The 14,539-nt window shown below is 53.8% G+C and carries 13 protein-coding genes, 1 tRNA gene and 1 riboswitch; of the genes, 3 read left to right on the top strand and 11 right to left on the bottom strand.

Going from position 1 to position 14,539, the window contains the following annotated elements; genetic code table 11:
* Positions 1-18: 18 nt before the first annotated feature.
* From ACR0EK_RS15945 to ACR0EK_RS15930, 4 genes are all read right to left on the bottom strand, one after another.
* Positions 19-1,689, bottom strand: a complete 1,671-nt coding sequence (locus tag ACR0EK_RS15945) for a hypothetical protein (protein ID WP_480967941.1) — start codon at positions 1,687-1,689, stop codon at positions 19-21.
* Positions 1,682-4,168: a sensor histidine kinase gene (locus ACR0EK_RS15940; protein WP_480967940.1), complete on the bottom strand. Its 2,487-nt coding sequence runs from the start codon at positions 4,166-4,168 to the stop codon at positions 1,682-1,684. The genes ACR0EK_RS15945 and ACR0EK_RS15940 overlap by 8 nt, the downstream gene beginning before the upstream one ends.
* A gap of 5 nt (positions 4,169-4,173) precedes the next feature.
* Positions 4,174-5,304, bottom strand: coding sequence for a hypothetical protein (locus ACR0EK_RS15935; RefSeq protein WP_480967939.1), 1,131 nt, complete (start codon positions 5,302-5,304; stop codon positions 4,174-4,176).
* A 796-nt stretch (positions 5,305-6,100) separates the two neighbouring features.
* Positions 6,101-6,176, bottom strand: a tRNA-Lys gene (locus ACR0EK_RS15930).
* Between the two features lie 220 nt (positions 6,177-6,396).
* Between ACR0EK_RS15930 and dapF the strand changes: the two genes are divergently transcribed.
* Positions 6,397-7,230 carry a diaminopimelate epimerase gene (gene dapF, locus ACR0EK_RS15925; RefSeq protein ID WP_480898862.1) on the top strand — a complete coding sequence of 278 codons (834 nt, stop codon included), beginning with the start codon at positions 6,397-6,399 and terminating at the stop codon, positions 7,228-7,230.
* Positions 7,227-8,483 carry a tRNA (N(6)-L-threonylcarbamoyladenosine(37)-C(2))-methylthiotransferase MtaB gene (mtaB, locus tag ACR0EK_RS15920; RefSeq protein ID WP_480898860.1) on the top strand — a complete coding sequence of 419 codons (1,257 nt, stop codon included), beginning with the start codon at positions 7,227-7,229 and terminating at the stop codon, positions 8,481-8,483. Before dapF ends, mtaB begins: the two co-directional genes overlap by 4 nt.
* On the opposite strand, the gene ACR0EK_RS15915 is transcribed toward mtaB, so the two are convergent.
* The 6 genes from ACR0EK_RS15915 to petA form a co-directional block, all read right to left on the bottom strand.
* The gene (locus tag ACR0EK_RS15915) at positions 8,465-9,010 is read right to left on the bottom strand and encodes a helix-turn-helix transcriptional regulator (RefSeq protein WP_480898857.1); all 546 of its coding nucleotides are present in this window, start codon (positions 9,008-9,010) and stop codon (positions 8,465-8,467) included. The genes mtaB and ACR0EK_RS15915 overlap by 19 nt on opposite strands.
* Positions 9,007-9,582 (bottom strand): cytochrome b/b6 domain-containing protein, encoded by a 576-nt coding sequence (locus tag ACR0EK_RS15910; protein WP_480898855.1) that lies wholly within the window; start codon positions 9,580-9,582, stop codon positions 9,007-9,009. Before ACR0EK_RS15910 ends, ACR0EK_RS15915 begins: the two co-directional genes overlap by 4 nt.
* 5 nt (positions 9,583-9,587) lie before the next feature.
* Positions 9,588-9,839, bottom strand: a complete 252-nt coding sequence (locus ACR0EK_RS15905) for a PepSY domain-containing protein (RefSeq protein WP_480506915.1) — start codon at positions 9,837-9,839, stop codon at positions 9,588-9,590.
* Between the two features lie 199 nt (positions 9,840-10,038).
* On the bottom strand, positions 10,039-10,830 hold the full coding sequence (locus ACR0EK_RS15900; RefSeq protein WP_480967938.1) for a cytochrome c1: 792 nt from the start codon (positions 10,828-10,830) through the stop codon (positions 10,039-10,041).
* 17 nt (positions 10,831-10,847) lie between these two features.
* Complete coding sequence (gene petB, locus ACR0EK_RS15895; RefSeq protein WP_480772961.1) at positions 10,848-12,179, bottom strand: cytochrome b; 1,332 nt, start codon at positions 12,177-12,179, stop codon at positions 10,848-10,850.
* A 15-nt stretch (positions 12,180-12,194) separates the two neighbouring features.
* Positions 12,195-12,779 carry a ubiquinol-cytochrome c reductase iron-sulfur subunit gene (petA, locus tag ACR0EK_RS15890; protein WP_267363183.1) on the bottom strand — a complete coding sequence of 195 codons (585 nt, stop codon included), beginning with the start codon at positions 12,777-12,779 and terminating at the stop codon, positions 12,195-12,197.
* A 461-nt stretch (positions 12,780-13,240) separates the two neighbouring features.
* Between petA and ACR0EK_RS15885 the strand changes: the two genes are divergently transcribed.
* On the top strand, positions 13,241-13,687 hold the full coding sequence (locus tag ACR0EK_RS15885) for a c-type cytochrome (protein WP_480898850.1): 447 nt from the start codon (positions 13,241-13,243) through the stop codon (positions 13,685-13,687).
* 19 nt (positions 13,688-13,706) lie between these two features.
* On the opposite strand, the gene ACR0EK_RS15880 is transcribed toward ACR0EK_RS15885, so the two are convergent.
* Positions 13,707-14,318 carry an FMN-binding negative transcriptional regulator gene (locus ACR0EK_RS15880; RefSeq protein WP_480772963.1) on the bottom strand — a complete coding sequence of 204 codons (612 nt, stop codon included), beginning with the start codon at positions 14,316-14,318 and terminating at the stop codon, positions 13,707-13,709.
* A gap of 54 nt (positions 14,319-14,372) precedes the next feature.
* A riboswitch (FMN riboswitch) is annotated at positions 14,373-14,520 on the top strand.
* Positions 14,521-14,539 lie beyond the last annotated feature (19 nt).

Raw genomic sequence — 14,539 nt, 5'->3', positions numbered from 1 at the left:
GAAATTCGTCCGTCCGTTTCAGTCCCATAGTTCGTCTCCTTTGCTGCAATAAATGCTATCAAAGGAGCGGCAGCAAACCGCGACACGTCCAAAGTGCTTTCTTAGTTCTGCGTCCCGCTTTTCCCAAGCGCTACTAGGAAGGTTAAGGTTTGGGTCGGCAGCCGAAGATAGTTGGCAACGCCCGTCCTTCTTAAAAACGGCTAGGTCAAGGACTTGTAAGTTGGCTGGAGTAGCGTCAGCGAATTGAACGATTGCTGACTGAGCACCTGCATGATCGTAGTGTTCCAGCGAAAAGTGCAACCCACCTTTGACAACCTCGGCCTTTCCTCGAGGCCTGGTTCGAACGGGTGCAAGAACAGCCACCTTGAAGTTTTCTTCTCGTACACGTTTGCCATTACTACGAACCATTAAATCGCAAGGCTGCGCGATGAGGACCCAGAGCTTAACAGCTTCGCCTTCGCCGATCTCGAACAAGTCACCGTTTCGAAGCGGGTCATTATAGCTGTTTACAAGTTGATCGCTCTCGTAAAGCTCCTCACGGCGAAGTTGTTGGAGACGCTCCTTCGAAGTTGAGGACAATTCACGGCCGATGTCGGCAATCTCCTTGGCCGAACGGGCAGCAGAAGTGAATTCGCCAACTCTTGCCTCCTGAAGAATTTGCGACTTAACTTGGTCCTTCTGGATTATTCCATACAACCGGATGAGAGTGTCTAGCTCGGATACACCTTCAATTTCAGAAGACTTCACCACCATATGTTCAAAGTCGATTGGATCCAGGCTGGCAAATTTTTCCAAAGCATCTTTCAATGCCTCCTCAAAAGCGCCTTGCGCTAGTCCTTTCATCGTTTGACTGTACGTGGTGATTAGCGTGCGATACACGGCACCGTAGAACGCAGATGTATCGTCTAAGGTGGCCTTAGCTATTGGCATGAAATATTGAAGATCCAGATTTTCTGACTTCTCCAAAGCGAGCCAGGCTTCTACTTCGCTGCCCAACTGTACAGTATGGGTCAACATTCCGCAGAACCACCTAGTTCCAAAGCCAGCCTTTTCTTTTTCAGCCATGTCCCGAATGATATCGGACCCCTTTGAGAATCCTAAAGTTGCTTGGTCACCTTCCAACTCTTGATCGAAAAAGAACAGATTTCTTCGTTCTTCTGTACACTCTTCGATTAATGCATCTCGCTGATCGAGCCATGCATGCGGCGTTAGGAGTTGTATTTCAGTATTTTTCGGCAAAAGGTCTTTTAGCCGAACTAATGCTTCCCGCTCAGCAGCGTCATCGCTGTGTTTAGACAATACATCACGAAGTCCCAACAAATCTCCGGCATCGAGTTCGCCCAGCCGCATGGCCAGCTGGTCCAAAAGCGCTTCGTTCTCTATTGTCAACTCAATGCTCGGAAAATACGCGGCTAATGGTTCTTTGGCGGTGTCTTTTTCCACTAGAACTTTGAAAACGCTTCCTGCATCTACCGGCTGTTCTGCCTTGTCGTCTACAAAGACGACTTTAAAAATTTTTAAATGGTCAAAAAGTTCAGCAAGCTTGTCGCTGGGGCTATCCATAACAGCCTCGGTTCCTTCTTCGTTTACCGCTTCTATCTCGGCAATAGGCCGTCCGGCGGTAGTTTCCAAAATTTCCTCAATAGATGTGCCTGCGACATTCGCATCAGGCTCCGGTGTCTTAGCCATCCACTATTCCTGAAAGATCTAGTTCAAAAACGTACCTGCGATTGTGTTCATTTCTCACACTGAGAAGCGAAATAGTTCCACCCATCGACTCTAATATTTGAGCGCATATGAAAAGGCCAAGACCCCGACCTTCACCCTTCGGTTTAAGGGTAATGAAGGGTTCGAATAGAGCGTCTTCGACCGCAGGGTCTACCCCGCCTGCATTGTCCCAAATCTGAAGCCGCGGTGACTTGTAGCTAAAGGTTATCTTAGGGCTAAAGCTTGCCTGTTTAGCTTGTGCCTCTTTGAGCCAATACTCTGAGTTTAGAACGATATTGTCGACAACTTGCGTCAATCTTCCACGATTGGTTTTAATGGAAAAATCAGAGCTGTCAGGATCAACTTCGGACTGAATCCCGCTGGCTCCCCATCGATCCACGAAGTGGGCGCGAATGTCATCAATGAGCTGCGAAACAGAAAAAACCTCAATCTTGTCCCGCTGATAGCGTAATGAAGGGGACAGGTGGCCAATCTGTCGCCGAAGTGCAGCCGCCGCCGTCGTAACTTCTTGGCCCAGCACTAAGAGATCCATGTTTGGTGGGGTTGTCTTCTTGGCACGCTTAACGGCCGCTGAAGCCTTTTGCATCAACCGGTCGGTTTGATTTTGAACCTCGTGTGAAAGCGCTTCAGCCAGAAGTCCCAAACCCGCCAGCTCAGAAAAGTCCTGCAATTGGTCGGACAGCACATCCAAGCGCGGGGAAAGAACCGCAACAATCGCCGCGAGGTCTTTCGCCTCTGCCGCGTATTTCGTCAAATCAGAAAACAGAGCTTGAGATTCTTGAAGCGCTTGTTGCGCTTCGGTAAGCAATTCAGCCATTTCCCTTTCAGCAGAACTAGTCAGCAAAGGTGTATTTTGGATACGGCTTGTCACAGTTGCAATTTTTTGCCGCGCAGCTGCTGTATTAGTTTCAAGTGATTTGGCAGTTTTACTGTAACTGGCTAGGCGATTTGCAACATTTTCAGCATCAGCGATTGCCTTCCGCCCGCCTTCGAAGGGCCTTGTTGCCTCAGGTTGACTCGCCTTAAACTTGTTGTAGTTTCGGCGAGTCCATTCGTAGAAGTCGCCGATGGTTTCGACGGCTTTGTTCATTAGACGCCGAAAATTCTGGGAGTATGGATTAGAAACAAAACCTTCTCGGTCTGTCTTCTCCTTCAAGTTGCCGTTCGTTGCCTCACTAATCGCCACAAACCCGACTACGTTCTGTGGGCGTAGTCCATAGTATGAACTTCCACTCGTTTGCTGAGCGCTTAAGCGGAGCCAGTCTTCACCATTCAAACCATAAGGTTTGATCGCAAAGCCATCTCTGAAAACTTTAATACCTGCGTGTAGCTTTACAATTTCTCTAACTTCGTTTGTGTTCGCCAGCCCACCTAGCTTCGCGCCCATTTCATCGCCGCGAAGTACAAACTCATCGATTTCAGCATTGAATGGACCAGGATCAGCAATAACAGGCGGTGTGTCTGGATCGTCAGAAGGTTCTTTTTCTGCGCCGCCGAGTGATGATAATGGGACGCTGTAATCAAATTCTAGAAAGTAATTTGGGTCATCACTAAGCTTAAAATTCGCTGGAGCCTTCTTGGTTTTAAGGTATTCAAAGAACGACCGCCCATTATCACTAGCCAATAGAGCCTCGAATGAGTCAAGGTCCTGATTTCCGCGAAGCTTCATGAGTCGGAATTTACCGGTCAGAGATAAGGTGCCATCAGCAAAATCGATAGTGAATTTTGCCGCGGCGGCATTGCGCACTTTCGTAGAAACCTGCCCCAAATCAATCGGCCGCCCATTGATGCGTAGCGTCACGAGAAAGGGTCGTGCTTCGGGAAACGGTGAAATGACCTGAGAGAGATCAGCAATTAGTTTTTCAACTGCGTTGCCTCCCCAGACTTCAGGGTTCCTTAATCCGGAAACTACCAGCCTAGTTCCTTTACTCCGCCCAGGACCCTTTACAGGATCAATCGAAACCGGCACCTCGCTAAGACTTTTATCATCGGTAAACGCATCCCAAGCAAATGCGACGTGCAGAGTTTTTGTCTGACCATCCTTGCGGGTGTAGAGCTCCAGATTTCGCCCAAGCTTTTGGGTGCTCAAGCGTCCTAAACCCTTGTCACCCAAAGGCGTTCGTCCCCTAGGAGTCGTTTTTCCAGACGCTTTCATGACTCGCTTGCCTGACAGCGAAATCATCAGCCAACCGCGTTCAATGTCGGCGCGATCCATCCCCATGCCGTCGTCTTCTATTGTCACGTAGCCAACGGCACCAGAAAACTTGCTATCCTCGCCTGGTGGCGACTCGGCTGTGTCTACAACCACATGCGCATAGTTGGCATCTGCATCGTAAGAATTTTTGACGAGCTCGACGATTGCCGTGACTTCATCGGAGACTAGCTCGTCTCCCAATTGCCGTACAACAGCAGCGCTAATATCAAAATGCGGATTGGCCATTCAGGTCAAACCTCAGCCTTGCGAATCAAGAGAATTTTCTCTTCCCGCATAGTTGACGAACTGGCGTTTCTTTCGGGCATGCGTTTGTGATGTATCTGTCGTGTCAACGTCGTGACTACCTTGCATTTTAGCCCCTCAGAAAGTTCACTGAGAACTAAATCTGTCGGGACCTGTTGCCCTGCTATGCTACGATTTCCAACGGTCCAAATCATATAACTATTGAGCTTCATTGCGTCGAGAATGCTCTCGAAACTCGCTCCAACGTCTCTATAGAACCGAATAAGCCTGGAACGCCCATCAGCAGGCTTAGAAGGCAAGCCACTAGCGAAACGAGCAAGACGAGGTGAAGCTTCAAGCAGTTTCGTTTCGCTCCATAGATTTTCCTTCACGGCACCGCCTAAACTACGTCTGTCAATCTCTTGAGTGGTGCGGAGGGTTGCCTCGTCAGCCGATGGATCAATATCTTTGAAGTCAATCCAATGCAGGGGCAAGTAGGAGTGCTGCCCGTAAGTAACAGTGGTTAGATTGTCCCCGTAGGGAGGAGACGTCATCAGTAGATCGAACGGCGCTATATCTTGCCAGTGGTCTTTAGCTCGGCGAGTATCTCCCAAACGAACGTCTGTGTCGGTTACGTATTTTCCTGAATTTAGCCGATGTGACTCATCTAACCGGCGCCTAAAAGCGGAGAAGCTCTCGGAATTGTTGCTCGCTAGTTCACGAAACACGGCGATAGGCGATAAATTTCTCTTGGCGATTTCCGACTGCGGACGAGCATGAAGCTTATAGGTTGAAGTTCGGTCGTTGCTGGTCAGTCTTACCGTTTCAGCTAAAGTGACCCAAAGGAATTGGCGAACCCAAAGATCCTTGCAATCCCGAATTGCGCGACGCAAACGGGATAATTCTACAGAGACTCCCGGTTGGAACCACTTTTCCAAGTTTGACAGAGAAGTTTCGATAGTTTCATGCGTGTCAGCTGCCGCATTACTAGCGACTTGCTCTGCAATCGCCCCAACATCAGGTTCGACCAAACGAGACGTCCGGACACGGCCAATCAACACAGCTAGTGGATTAATATCATTTCCATAAACTTTCAGACCATAGTGCATCCCGCTAACGAGAGAGGTGCCTGATCCCATGAATGGATCGTAGACTGATTGTATATCCGGTCGCGCTTCCAAAACCGCTCCGAGTAACCGGCGTTGCACTACTGGAACCATCATAGCCGGGTACTGAAAGATTCTATGGGCGCTGTCAGACCGATCTCTGTCCCTGGAAGACCAGTAGTCAGGGTCTGCTCCCCTGTCATCAAGCAGCTTTGTGAGCTGCGTATCAACAATCTGCGGCGGTTCCTTTGTTAGCGGATCAGATTCTTTGGGCGCTACGAGAGGCATTTAGCGCTCATCCTCCGCTAGAGCTAGGTCTTCAATATTCAAGCAATGCGAGGAACTATCAATCTCTAAGTTCCAATCAAACCACAATATCTTGTGGTCTAGGTCTACCGCTATTCCAAAAGTTCGTAAAGGTGAATTCTGGTTTTCCGTCAGGTTCAATGCACCGGCCAGCAACTTGAGTGGGCTCGAAACCAAGTAAATCTCGCGCTTTATAGCGAATGACAGAACCTGCAATAATCAATGACAGCCTTCACCACGCATCAATATTCATCATTGAAATTACGCTTTGAAAAGACGAAGGCACAGATCTCAGTTAAGTCGGATCTATGCAAGCATCGCGTCGCAGCCCACCCTGTGTAGGTGATGACCAAGTCTAGGAAGCAAAATGACCAAAAAAGTGACCCAAATGGTCAAACTCCATGATTCATACTAAGAAACTATTATTTGGATCTTGAATCTGCGGACACAAGGCGGACACGGATTGACCAATTCTCAACGCCATCTTCGGCGCTCGCGCAAGTACTTGATTTTATTCAATAAGTGGTGAGCCGTGCAGGATTCGAACCTGCGACCCACTGATTAAAAGTCAGTTGCTCTACCAACTGAGCTAACGGCCCACTCTTTTATTGGATCTTCTCGATCCGTGGCGCTCTTTACGGCAATTTCCCAACCGGGTTCAAGCCCTTAATTTGCGCCTCGTTTCGCTGAAACAACCTGTGTTTCCGGCGACCCGATAGGCGGCCTACTTAGGCAGGTGGCGCAGGGGGGTCAACCCCTTTTTTCACGATTCGACGCGACAGGGTGGATTCATGTTCCGACCGACGCTATATCGCCGCCATGCAACAGAAACTCGATACCGGATTGCCCTTTGTTAAGATGCATGGGCTGGGAAATGACTTCGTCGTCGTTGACGCGCGCATGCAGGATGTTTCGATTACCCCGGCTCTGGCCCGAGGAATCGGGCATCGGCATTTTGGTGTGGGATTCGATCAGCTGGCCGTAATCGAAAACGGTGCGGCGGACGCGCATCTGGTGTTTTATAATTCGGATGGATCAACTTCGGCGGCGTGTGGCAACGCCACAAGATGCATCGCACGAATGTTGATGGATGAGACGGGCAAAACCCAGCTGACGTTGACAACACAACGTGGAACGCTTTTTGCGCAGGACGCAGGTGATGGGCTGACCTCGGTCAATATGGGTCTTCCTCAGTTGGAATGGCACGAAATTCCGCTGGCTGAAGAGATGGACACGCTGGAACTGCCCATCGAGGGAACCCCGACAGCGACGGGTATGGGCAATCCGCACTGCACGTTCTTTGTTGAAAACGCCGAGGCGATTCCCTTGGCCGAGTTCGGCGCGCGCTATGAACACCATTCTTTGTATCCCGAGCGCACCAATGTGCAGGTGGTTCAGGTTGTGGGTCCGGATCACATCCGCATGCGGGTGTGGGAACGGGGCGTGGGCATCACCCTGGCATCAGGGTCGTCATCCTGTGCAACCGCGGTGGCTGCGGCGCGGCGTGGGCTGACGGGGCGAAAGGTGCAGATTGATCTTGATGGGGGAACCCTTTGGGTTGACTGGCGCGAGGATGGTGTCTGGATGACCGGGTCAACCTGTCACGTCTTCTCGGGCACGTTGTCGCCCGAGTTCTTAGGGACGCTGGGATGAACCCGCCTAAATTCACCACATTGGGTTGCCGCCTGAACGCCTATGAAACCGAGGCGATGAAAGAGCTGTCGCAACAAGCCGGACTGACGGATGCCGTGGTGATAAACACCTGCGCCGTCACAGCTGAGGCTGTGCGCAAGGCACGGCAGGAGATTCGGAAACTGCGTCGTGAAAATCCGAACGCCCGGCTGATTGTTACCGGGTGCGCCGCCCAGACAGAACCCGACACCTTCGCGCAGATGGCCGAGGTCGATGCGGTGATCGGCAACACGGAAAAGATGCGGCCAGAAACCTGGAAAGGCATGGCCGCCGACTTTATCGGCGAGACCGAGGCCGTTCAGGTCGATGACATCATGTCTGTCACCGAAACGGCCGGGCACCTGATCGACGGGTTTGGCACACGCTCACGCGCTTATGTGCAGGTTCAGAACGGCTGCGATCACCGCTGTACCTTTTGCATCATTCCCTATGGCCGGGGCAATTCCCGCAGCGTGCCTGCCGGCGTTGTGGTGGATCAGATCAAGCGGCTGGTGGATCGGGGCTATCATGAGGTGGTGCTGACTGGCGTCGACCTGACCTCATGGGGGGCCGATCTGCCTGCACAGCCCAAACTTGGCGATCTGGTGATGCGCATCCTGAAACTAGTGCCGGATTTGGCCCGCCTGCGGATCAGTTCGATCGACTCGATCGAAGTGGACGAGAATCTGATGCAGGCCATCGCAACCGAACCACGCCTGATGCCGCATCTGCACCTGTCGCTTCAGCATGGCGACGATCTGATCCTGAAGCGCATGAAACGCCGCCACCTGCGCGACGATGCCATTCGGTTTACCGAAGAGGCCCGGAAACTGCGCCCCGACATGACCTTTGGTGCCGACATCATCGCAGGTTTCCCGACCGAGACCGAAGCGCATTTCGAGAACTCGCTGAAACTGGTTACCGATTGCGATCTGACCTGGCTGCATGTTTTCCCATATTCGAAACGCGAAGGCACTCCAGCGGCTCGCATCCCGCAACAGGTGAACGGAAATGTAATCAAGGATCGCGCCGCCCGTCTGCGTGCGGCTGGGGACGTTCAGGTCAGGAAACACCTGTCAGAACAGATCGGCAAAACCCACCGGATCCTGATGGAGAACCCGCATAAGGGGCGGACGGAACAATTCACCGAAGTTACGTTCAATGCACCTCAGCCCGAAGGCCAGATCGTAACCGCCCGAGCCATTGGGGCGAATGATCACAGTTTGGTTGTCTGAAGGTCCGCAGCCTCGCCATCTGCGACAAGCAATTCTTCCATGAATACGCTTATTAGCTGCGCACGTCCGTCAACCCCGGCTTTGGCATAGATCGAGGCGGTCTGCGCGCGCACGGTTCCTACGGCCCGCCCCCGGATGCGCGCGATGTTTTCGTTATCCAACCCTTTCAGAACCAATAGACCCACATCACGCTCGGCGGTGGTAAGTCCCCAACGGTCGAAGAACGTGTTGATAACCACGCTCATTTCACCCTGCGCGGCCTGTAGGCCAAGCTTGGTCTGTTCCACCCTTGCCAGCAGGCGTCGAAGTTCAATCATGAAAAAAACAACTCCGGCAAGCAGAACAAATGCGACAAAAGCCTCAAGACTTACATGAGAAGGCCCCTCGCCTTCCTTCAAATCCAGAGCGACGTCGCCAAGGTAAAACACCACGCAAAGTACCTGAACAATGATCATTATCGACATAAGTACAGCCCGGTGAGCGTCTGCATCGCCGGGCCGCCAATGGCTGCTGATCCATTTGATCATTTGGTTGACCAATCCTCAGGTATTTTCTTCCGCCCTGTTATCATAGCCTTTGCCAAAGCGACACCTGTTCGCCTCTGATCAATGACAACCCCGGCAACATGCAGCAGAACAGACAGCATCAGCCAGTTGAAGGCCAGTTCGTGCAGATCTTCGACCCATTCGATGCCAAAGAACCGAACCGTCCCCATCATGAACCCTGTCACACACAAAGCCAGCAGTGTCGCCCAGAGGTTATAGACCATTAAGGCCCCCAGAGGGTTGTGTGAAAGGTGCACGCTTTGGTCACCCCGCCCCATGTCGCGCAGGTGGTTGAGTGCCGAACGGGGGCTGAAAGGGAAGGCTGCAAACCTGGCAAAAGCCGGACCCGTTAACCCCCAAAGCAACCGCAACAAGACCAAAGCCAGCACGACATAGCCCACATATTCGTGGAACGCGCCCTCGGGATTGGATATCGCCGCATTGATCAGAACGCACAAGGCTACGACCCAGTGAACCAGCCGGACCAAAGGATCCCAGACCTGAACTTCGTGGGCGCCTGTGCGCCCACGATGCATCAATTCTGTTTCGGACATTCTGGTTACTGATCCTCAATCTTGACGACTTTGCCGCTTGCGGGGTCGACGTAAACCTCGGCCAGTTTACCATCCTTGACGACATAGGCTTCGATCTTGCCGTCTTCCGTCTCGATTTTGCGGACATCGAATCCCATGCCTGTCAGAGTTTGCCGAATTTCGGCTTCGGACTTTCCAAGCTCGGCATCGGGTGCGAGATCCAGTGCCAATACCGGCGTTGCAAATAGAATTGAGGCAAAAAGAATAGGAAGTTTCATTGTCGTGACTCCGTGTTTCAGACAAACGGCAGTTGATCAGCCGTTGTGGCTGATGTGCGCCTGTGAAGCTGTCCAATCCATTGACCCGGCGCTTATTTCGGTCAAATAAGCGCGCGCTGATGGAGGCTTGGAAAAAGAAAACCCCCGCAACCTGACGGCGCGGGGGCTGATTTAGTAAAATCCGGTAGGACGGATCGGATCAATCTTCCTTGCGGAGTTTGCCCTTGTGCGGTGCCCAGAGGCGCTTGTTGACCAGGTACAGCAGCACCGACAGAACGGTCAGGAAGATGACACCGACAAAGCCTGCGTTCTTGCGGTCTGTCAGCTTTGGCTCGGCCGCCCACATCAGGAATGCGGCAACGTCCTCGGCCATATGCTCAACCGTGTTCGAGTGCCCGTCCGCAAACTCGACCTGCTCGTCAGCCAGCGGAGGCGCCATCGAAATCCAGCCGCCGGGGAAGGCGGTGTTTTCGTAGAGCACTGCACCCGCTTCTTCTTTTTCGTGGCCAGTGTAGCCGTGTAGCAGCGAGGCGATGTATTCCGGGCCACCCATGCCTTTGACCAGCTGGTTTATGCCCAGGCCGTAAGGCCCGTGGAAGCCAGCCCGCGCCTTTGCCATCAAGCTCAGGTCCGGAGCGCCGACGCCGGTATTGGCCGGGAAGTGATCGGTGGGGATCGCCGGGCGGAAATCGTCCAGCTCGGGGTCGAAGACTTCGAAGTTGCCAGCAGCGTATGCGATGACTTCTTCTTCCGAGTAACCCAACGCTTCCAGGTCACGAAGCGGCACGTATTGCAGACCGTGGCAAGCCGCGCAGACCTCGGTATAGATCTGCAGGCCGCGTTGCAGCTGTTGCTGATCCCAGGTGCCGAACGGGCCTTCGAACGAGAAGGCGAAATCTTCGATATGCTGCTCACCACCACCTGCTGCAATGGATGCAGCAGGGGTCAGGGCCAGAGCAAGCGCGGCGCCGATTGCAAGTTTCTTGAACATGTTTCCGGTCCCTCTTCTTACTCGGCCGGCGTGGCGTCGGCGTCAGCCTTGCCATAATGCGCGTTGAAGTCTTCTTCGATGGTCTCGGGCTGGGCCAGAGGTTTCTCGATCACACCAAGGATCGGCAGGATCACGAAGAAATAGGCGAACCAGTAGGCCGATGCGATCAGCGAGAAGGTCGCATAGGGTTCTTCCGCAGGCATCGCACCCAGCCACATCAGGGCGAAGAAGTCGATGATCAGCAGGTAGAACCACCATTTCAACATCGGACGGTACTTGCCCGAACGCACGCTCGACGTGTCCAGCCAGGGCGCCAGCGCCATGGCCAGGATCGCACCAAACATCGCCAGAACACCGAAGAACTTGGCGTCAACGATACCACCGGTGATGAAGCTGGCAAACTGAACAACCCAGACTTCACCGGTAAAGGCACGCAGGATCGCGTAGAACGGCAGGAAGTACCATTCAGGCACGATATGTGCGGGTGTCGCCAGCGGGTTGGCTTCGATGTAGTTGTCCGGGTGGCCCAGATAGTTCGGCATGAAACCGACAACGGCCCAGAACACGACCAGGATTACGGCCAGCGCGAACAGGTCCTTGATCACGAAATACGGCCAGAACGGCAGCGTGTCTTTCTTCGCCTCGTCCTTCGAGCCGCGACGCACTTCAACACCTGTGGGGTTGTTGTTGCCCGTGGTGTGGAAGGCCCAGATGTGTACCACGACCAAAGCCGCGATGATGAACGGCAGCAGGTAATGCAGCGAGAAGAAGCGGTTCAGCGTGGCGTTGTCCACCGCGGGTCCGCCCAGCAGCCAGGTCTGGATCGCGTCACCCACAAACGGAATGGCACCAAACAGACCGGTGATCACAGTCGCACCCCAGAAGGACATCTGACCCCATGGAAGAACATAGCCCATGAAGGCGGTGCCCATCATCATCAGGTAGATCAGCATGCCGACGATCCACGTGATCTCGCGCGGGGCTTTGTATGAGCCATAGAACAAGCCGCGGAAGATGTGGATGTAGACCGCAACAAAGAACAGCGATGCGCCATTCATGTGCAGGTAGCGGATGAAGTAGCCGCCATTTACGTTGCGCATGATGTGTTCGATGCTGGCAAATGCCAGATCAACATGCGGCGTATAGTGCATCACCAGAATGATACCGGTGACAATTTGCAGCGCCAGGCAGAACGCCAGAACGATGCCCCAGATCCACCACCAGTTCAGGTTCTTGGGGGTCGGGATCATGAGGGTGTCATACAGCAGGCCAACAATCGGCAGGCGGCTGTTCAGCCATTTCTCGCCGTTTGTCTTCGGCTCGTAATGATCGTGGGGAATTCCGGACATAAGTTTGGGTCTCCCTTAGCCGAGTTTGATTGTGCCGTTGTCCACCCACTCTGCGGGCGGAATGGGCAGGTTCTCAGGCGCGGGGCCTTTGCGGATACGACCAGCAAGGTCGTAGTGTGAACCGTGGCAGGGGCAGAACCAGCCACCAAAGTCGCCTGCATCACCCAGAGGCACACAGCCGAGGTGGGTACAAACACCCATCTGGACGACCCATGCACCCGGCGCTTCGCCTTCCGGCGACGGCATCACACGGTTTGCGTCGGTCGCAGGGGCATCGGCGCTCAGGTTAAAGTTGCGGGCCAGCGGATCGGGCAGCGCATCAACACCTTCGGCGTCCTGTTTCTGAGCTTCCTGAATCTCGGCACCGGTGCGGTGACGGACAAAGACGGGTTTTCCCAACCATTTGACGGTCAGCTGCGTACCCGGCTCAACACCGCTCACATCCACACGGATCGAGGACAGCGCCTGAACGTCTGCCGATGGGTTCATTTGGTTGATCAGGGGCCATACGGCTGCACCCGTTGCAACGACACCTGCGCCGCCAGCGACGTAGTACAGGAAATCTCTGCGGGTGCCTTCGTGGTCTTCTGCGTGGGACACGAGGTTATCTCCGATTGTCTGGCGCCCGCGGACGGGCAAATAGCTCGCGCACCGCACGAATGCGGTGTCTTAACCGCGCTTACTATCGGGGAGAATAGTGTTCGTCCAGCGTTCATAAACGCGCAATACGCCGCATGTGTCGTTTCCAGCAGCTGCGGAGAGTGTTTTTTGGTGAATCTCGCGTGCGACTTTGTCGGCAACTTCGATTCATGCGTCATTGATTCGCTTTCGCACCCCGCCTTCCGCCACCCGGGTTGGGTATTTGAAGCCTGTCCTGGGTGCCGCTGATTTGCGCCCAAAAGGTACATAATCAAGACTTCGAAACGGAGATTGTTTTCAGCAAAAACATACTCGCTAAATAGATGATTTAAATTACAAATTGCACGCGCCTCACCTGTTGCACTTTCCGCGCGAATAAAGGACAGCGCAAAAGGCGTGCGAACTCCTGCAAGGAGACCCCAATGTCAAAGATCATTCTGGCCGCTGCCTTGTGCACATTGGCCCTGCCCTCTCAGACCCTTGCCGCGGGCGACCCCGCGAACGGTGAGGCAATATATAACCGTTGTTCTTCGTGTCATGCGATCATCAAGGATGGAGAAGTTCTGGTCAAAGGTGGAATCACCGGCCCGAATCTGTATGGCGTCGTCGGTCGCGTGGCCGGGTCCGAAAACGATTATCGCTATGGCAGCGAGCGCCTGCCGATCGGCATGTTCACGGATGACATGATCCGTGCCGGCGAAGCGGGTCTGGTCTGGACCGAGGAAAACATCGTTGCTTATGCGCAGGATCCGATCGGCTTCATCAAGGAATTTCTGGATGACGAAACTGCCCGTCCGAACATGAGCGTCAAACTCAAGACCGGTGCAGACGACATTGCCGCTTATCTGGCTACCTTCAGCCCCCAGTAAACCCGGCGCCTGATGCTGGTTAAGCCTTGTGCATCAAGGCGGCCAGCTGGGCGATTTCACTGCCAAAGCCAGAGGACACCTGATCAGCGGCAGCATTTCGCGCACCTTCGGGTTTGTTTTGACCAAGCTTCCACGTGCCCTGAATATCTTCAACCTGCATGCGGCACGGAACGATCATGCGCATCATCTTGTTCAGCGCGTCCGAGGACATTTTTGCCGTGACCCATGGGGCCTTGGGCAGCAGCCGCTTTTCGTAGAATGCAGATTGGCGGTCAAGTACGTCACGCAACTCGTCCTGCGGGCGTAGCTCAAGCTTTCCGATCAGGTGTACGGCGACATAATTCCATGTCGGAACCTGATCTTCGACACCGTACCAATCGGGCGAAATATATGCATCCGGCCCCTGCACCGCGATCTTTGCGCGCTGCGGTTCGTGCAGCGCACGCACGACAGGGTTCGAGCGCACAAGATGCAGGTCAGCCATTGATCCGTCTTCGGACAACAAAAACGGGACATGACTTAATAACGGGCCCTCTTCCGCAGAGAGTGCCAGAACGCCAAACGCCCGGTCGCGGGCGAGTTCAACATGACGCGCACGATCCTCGGCGCGAAAAACGGGGTTAGGGTGCATGAGTGTCCTCCTGTCAAATCTCTTGCAGCGTCGGACAGTTCTTGGCAAGGTCCGCCTCGTTCTCAGGGCGGGGTGGAATTCCCCACCGGCGGTGTGCGGGCCACGGCCCGTAAGCCCGCGAGCGGCCCCGGCTTTCGGGGTGTCAGCAGATCTGGTGAGACGCCAGAGCCGACGGTCAAAGTCCGGATGAAAGAGAACGTGCAAGCCGCGCCGGTAACACG

It is taken from the genome of Ruegeria sp. AE4 (genome assembly GCF_056542185.1).
Note: the sequence above shows the minus strand (reverse complement) of the source record. Positions and strands in the feature narration are given on the sequence as shown.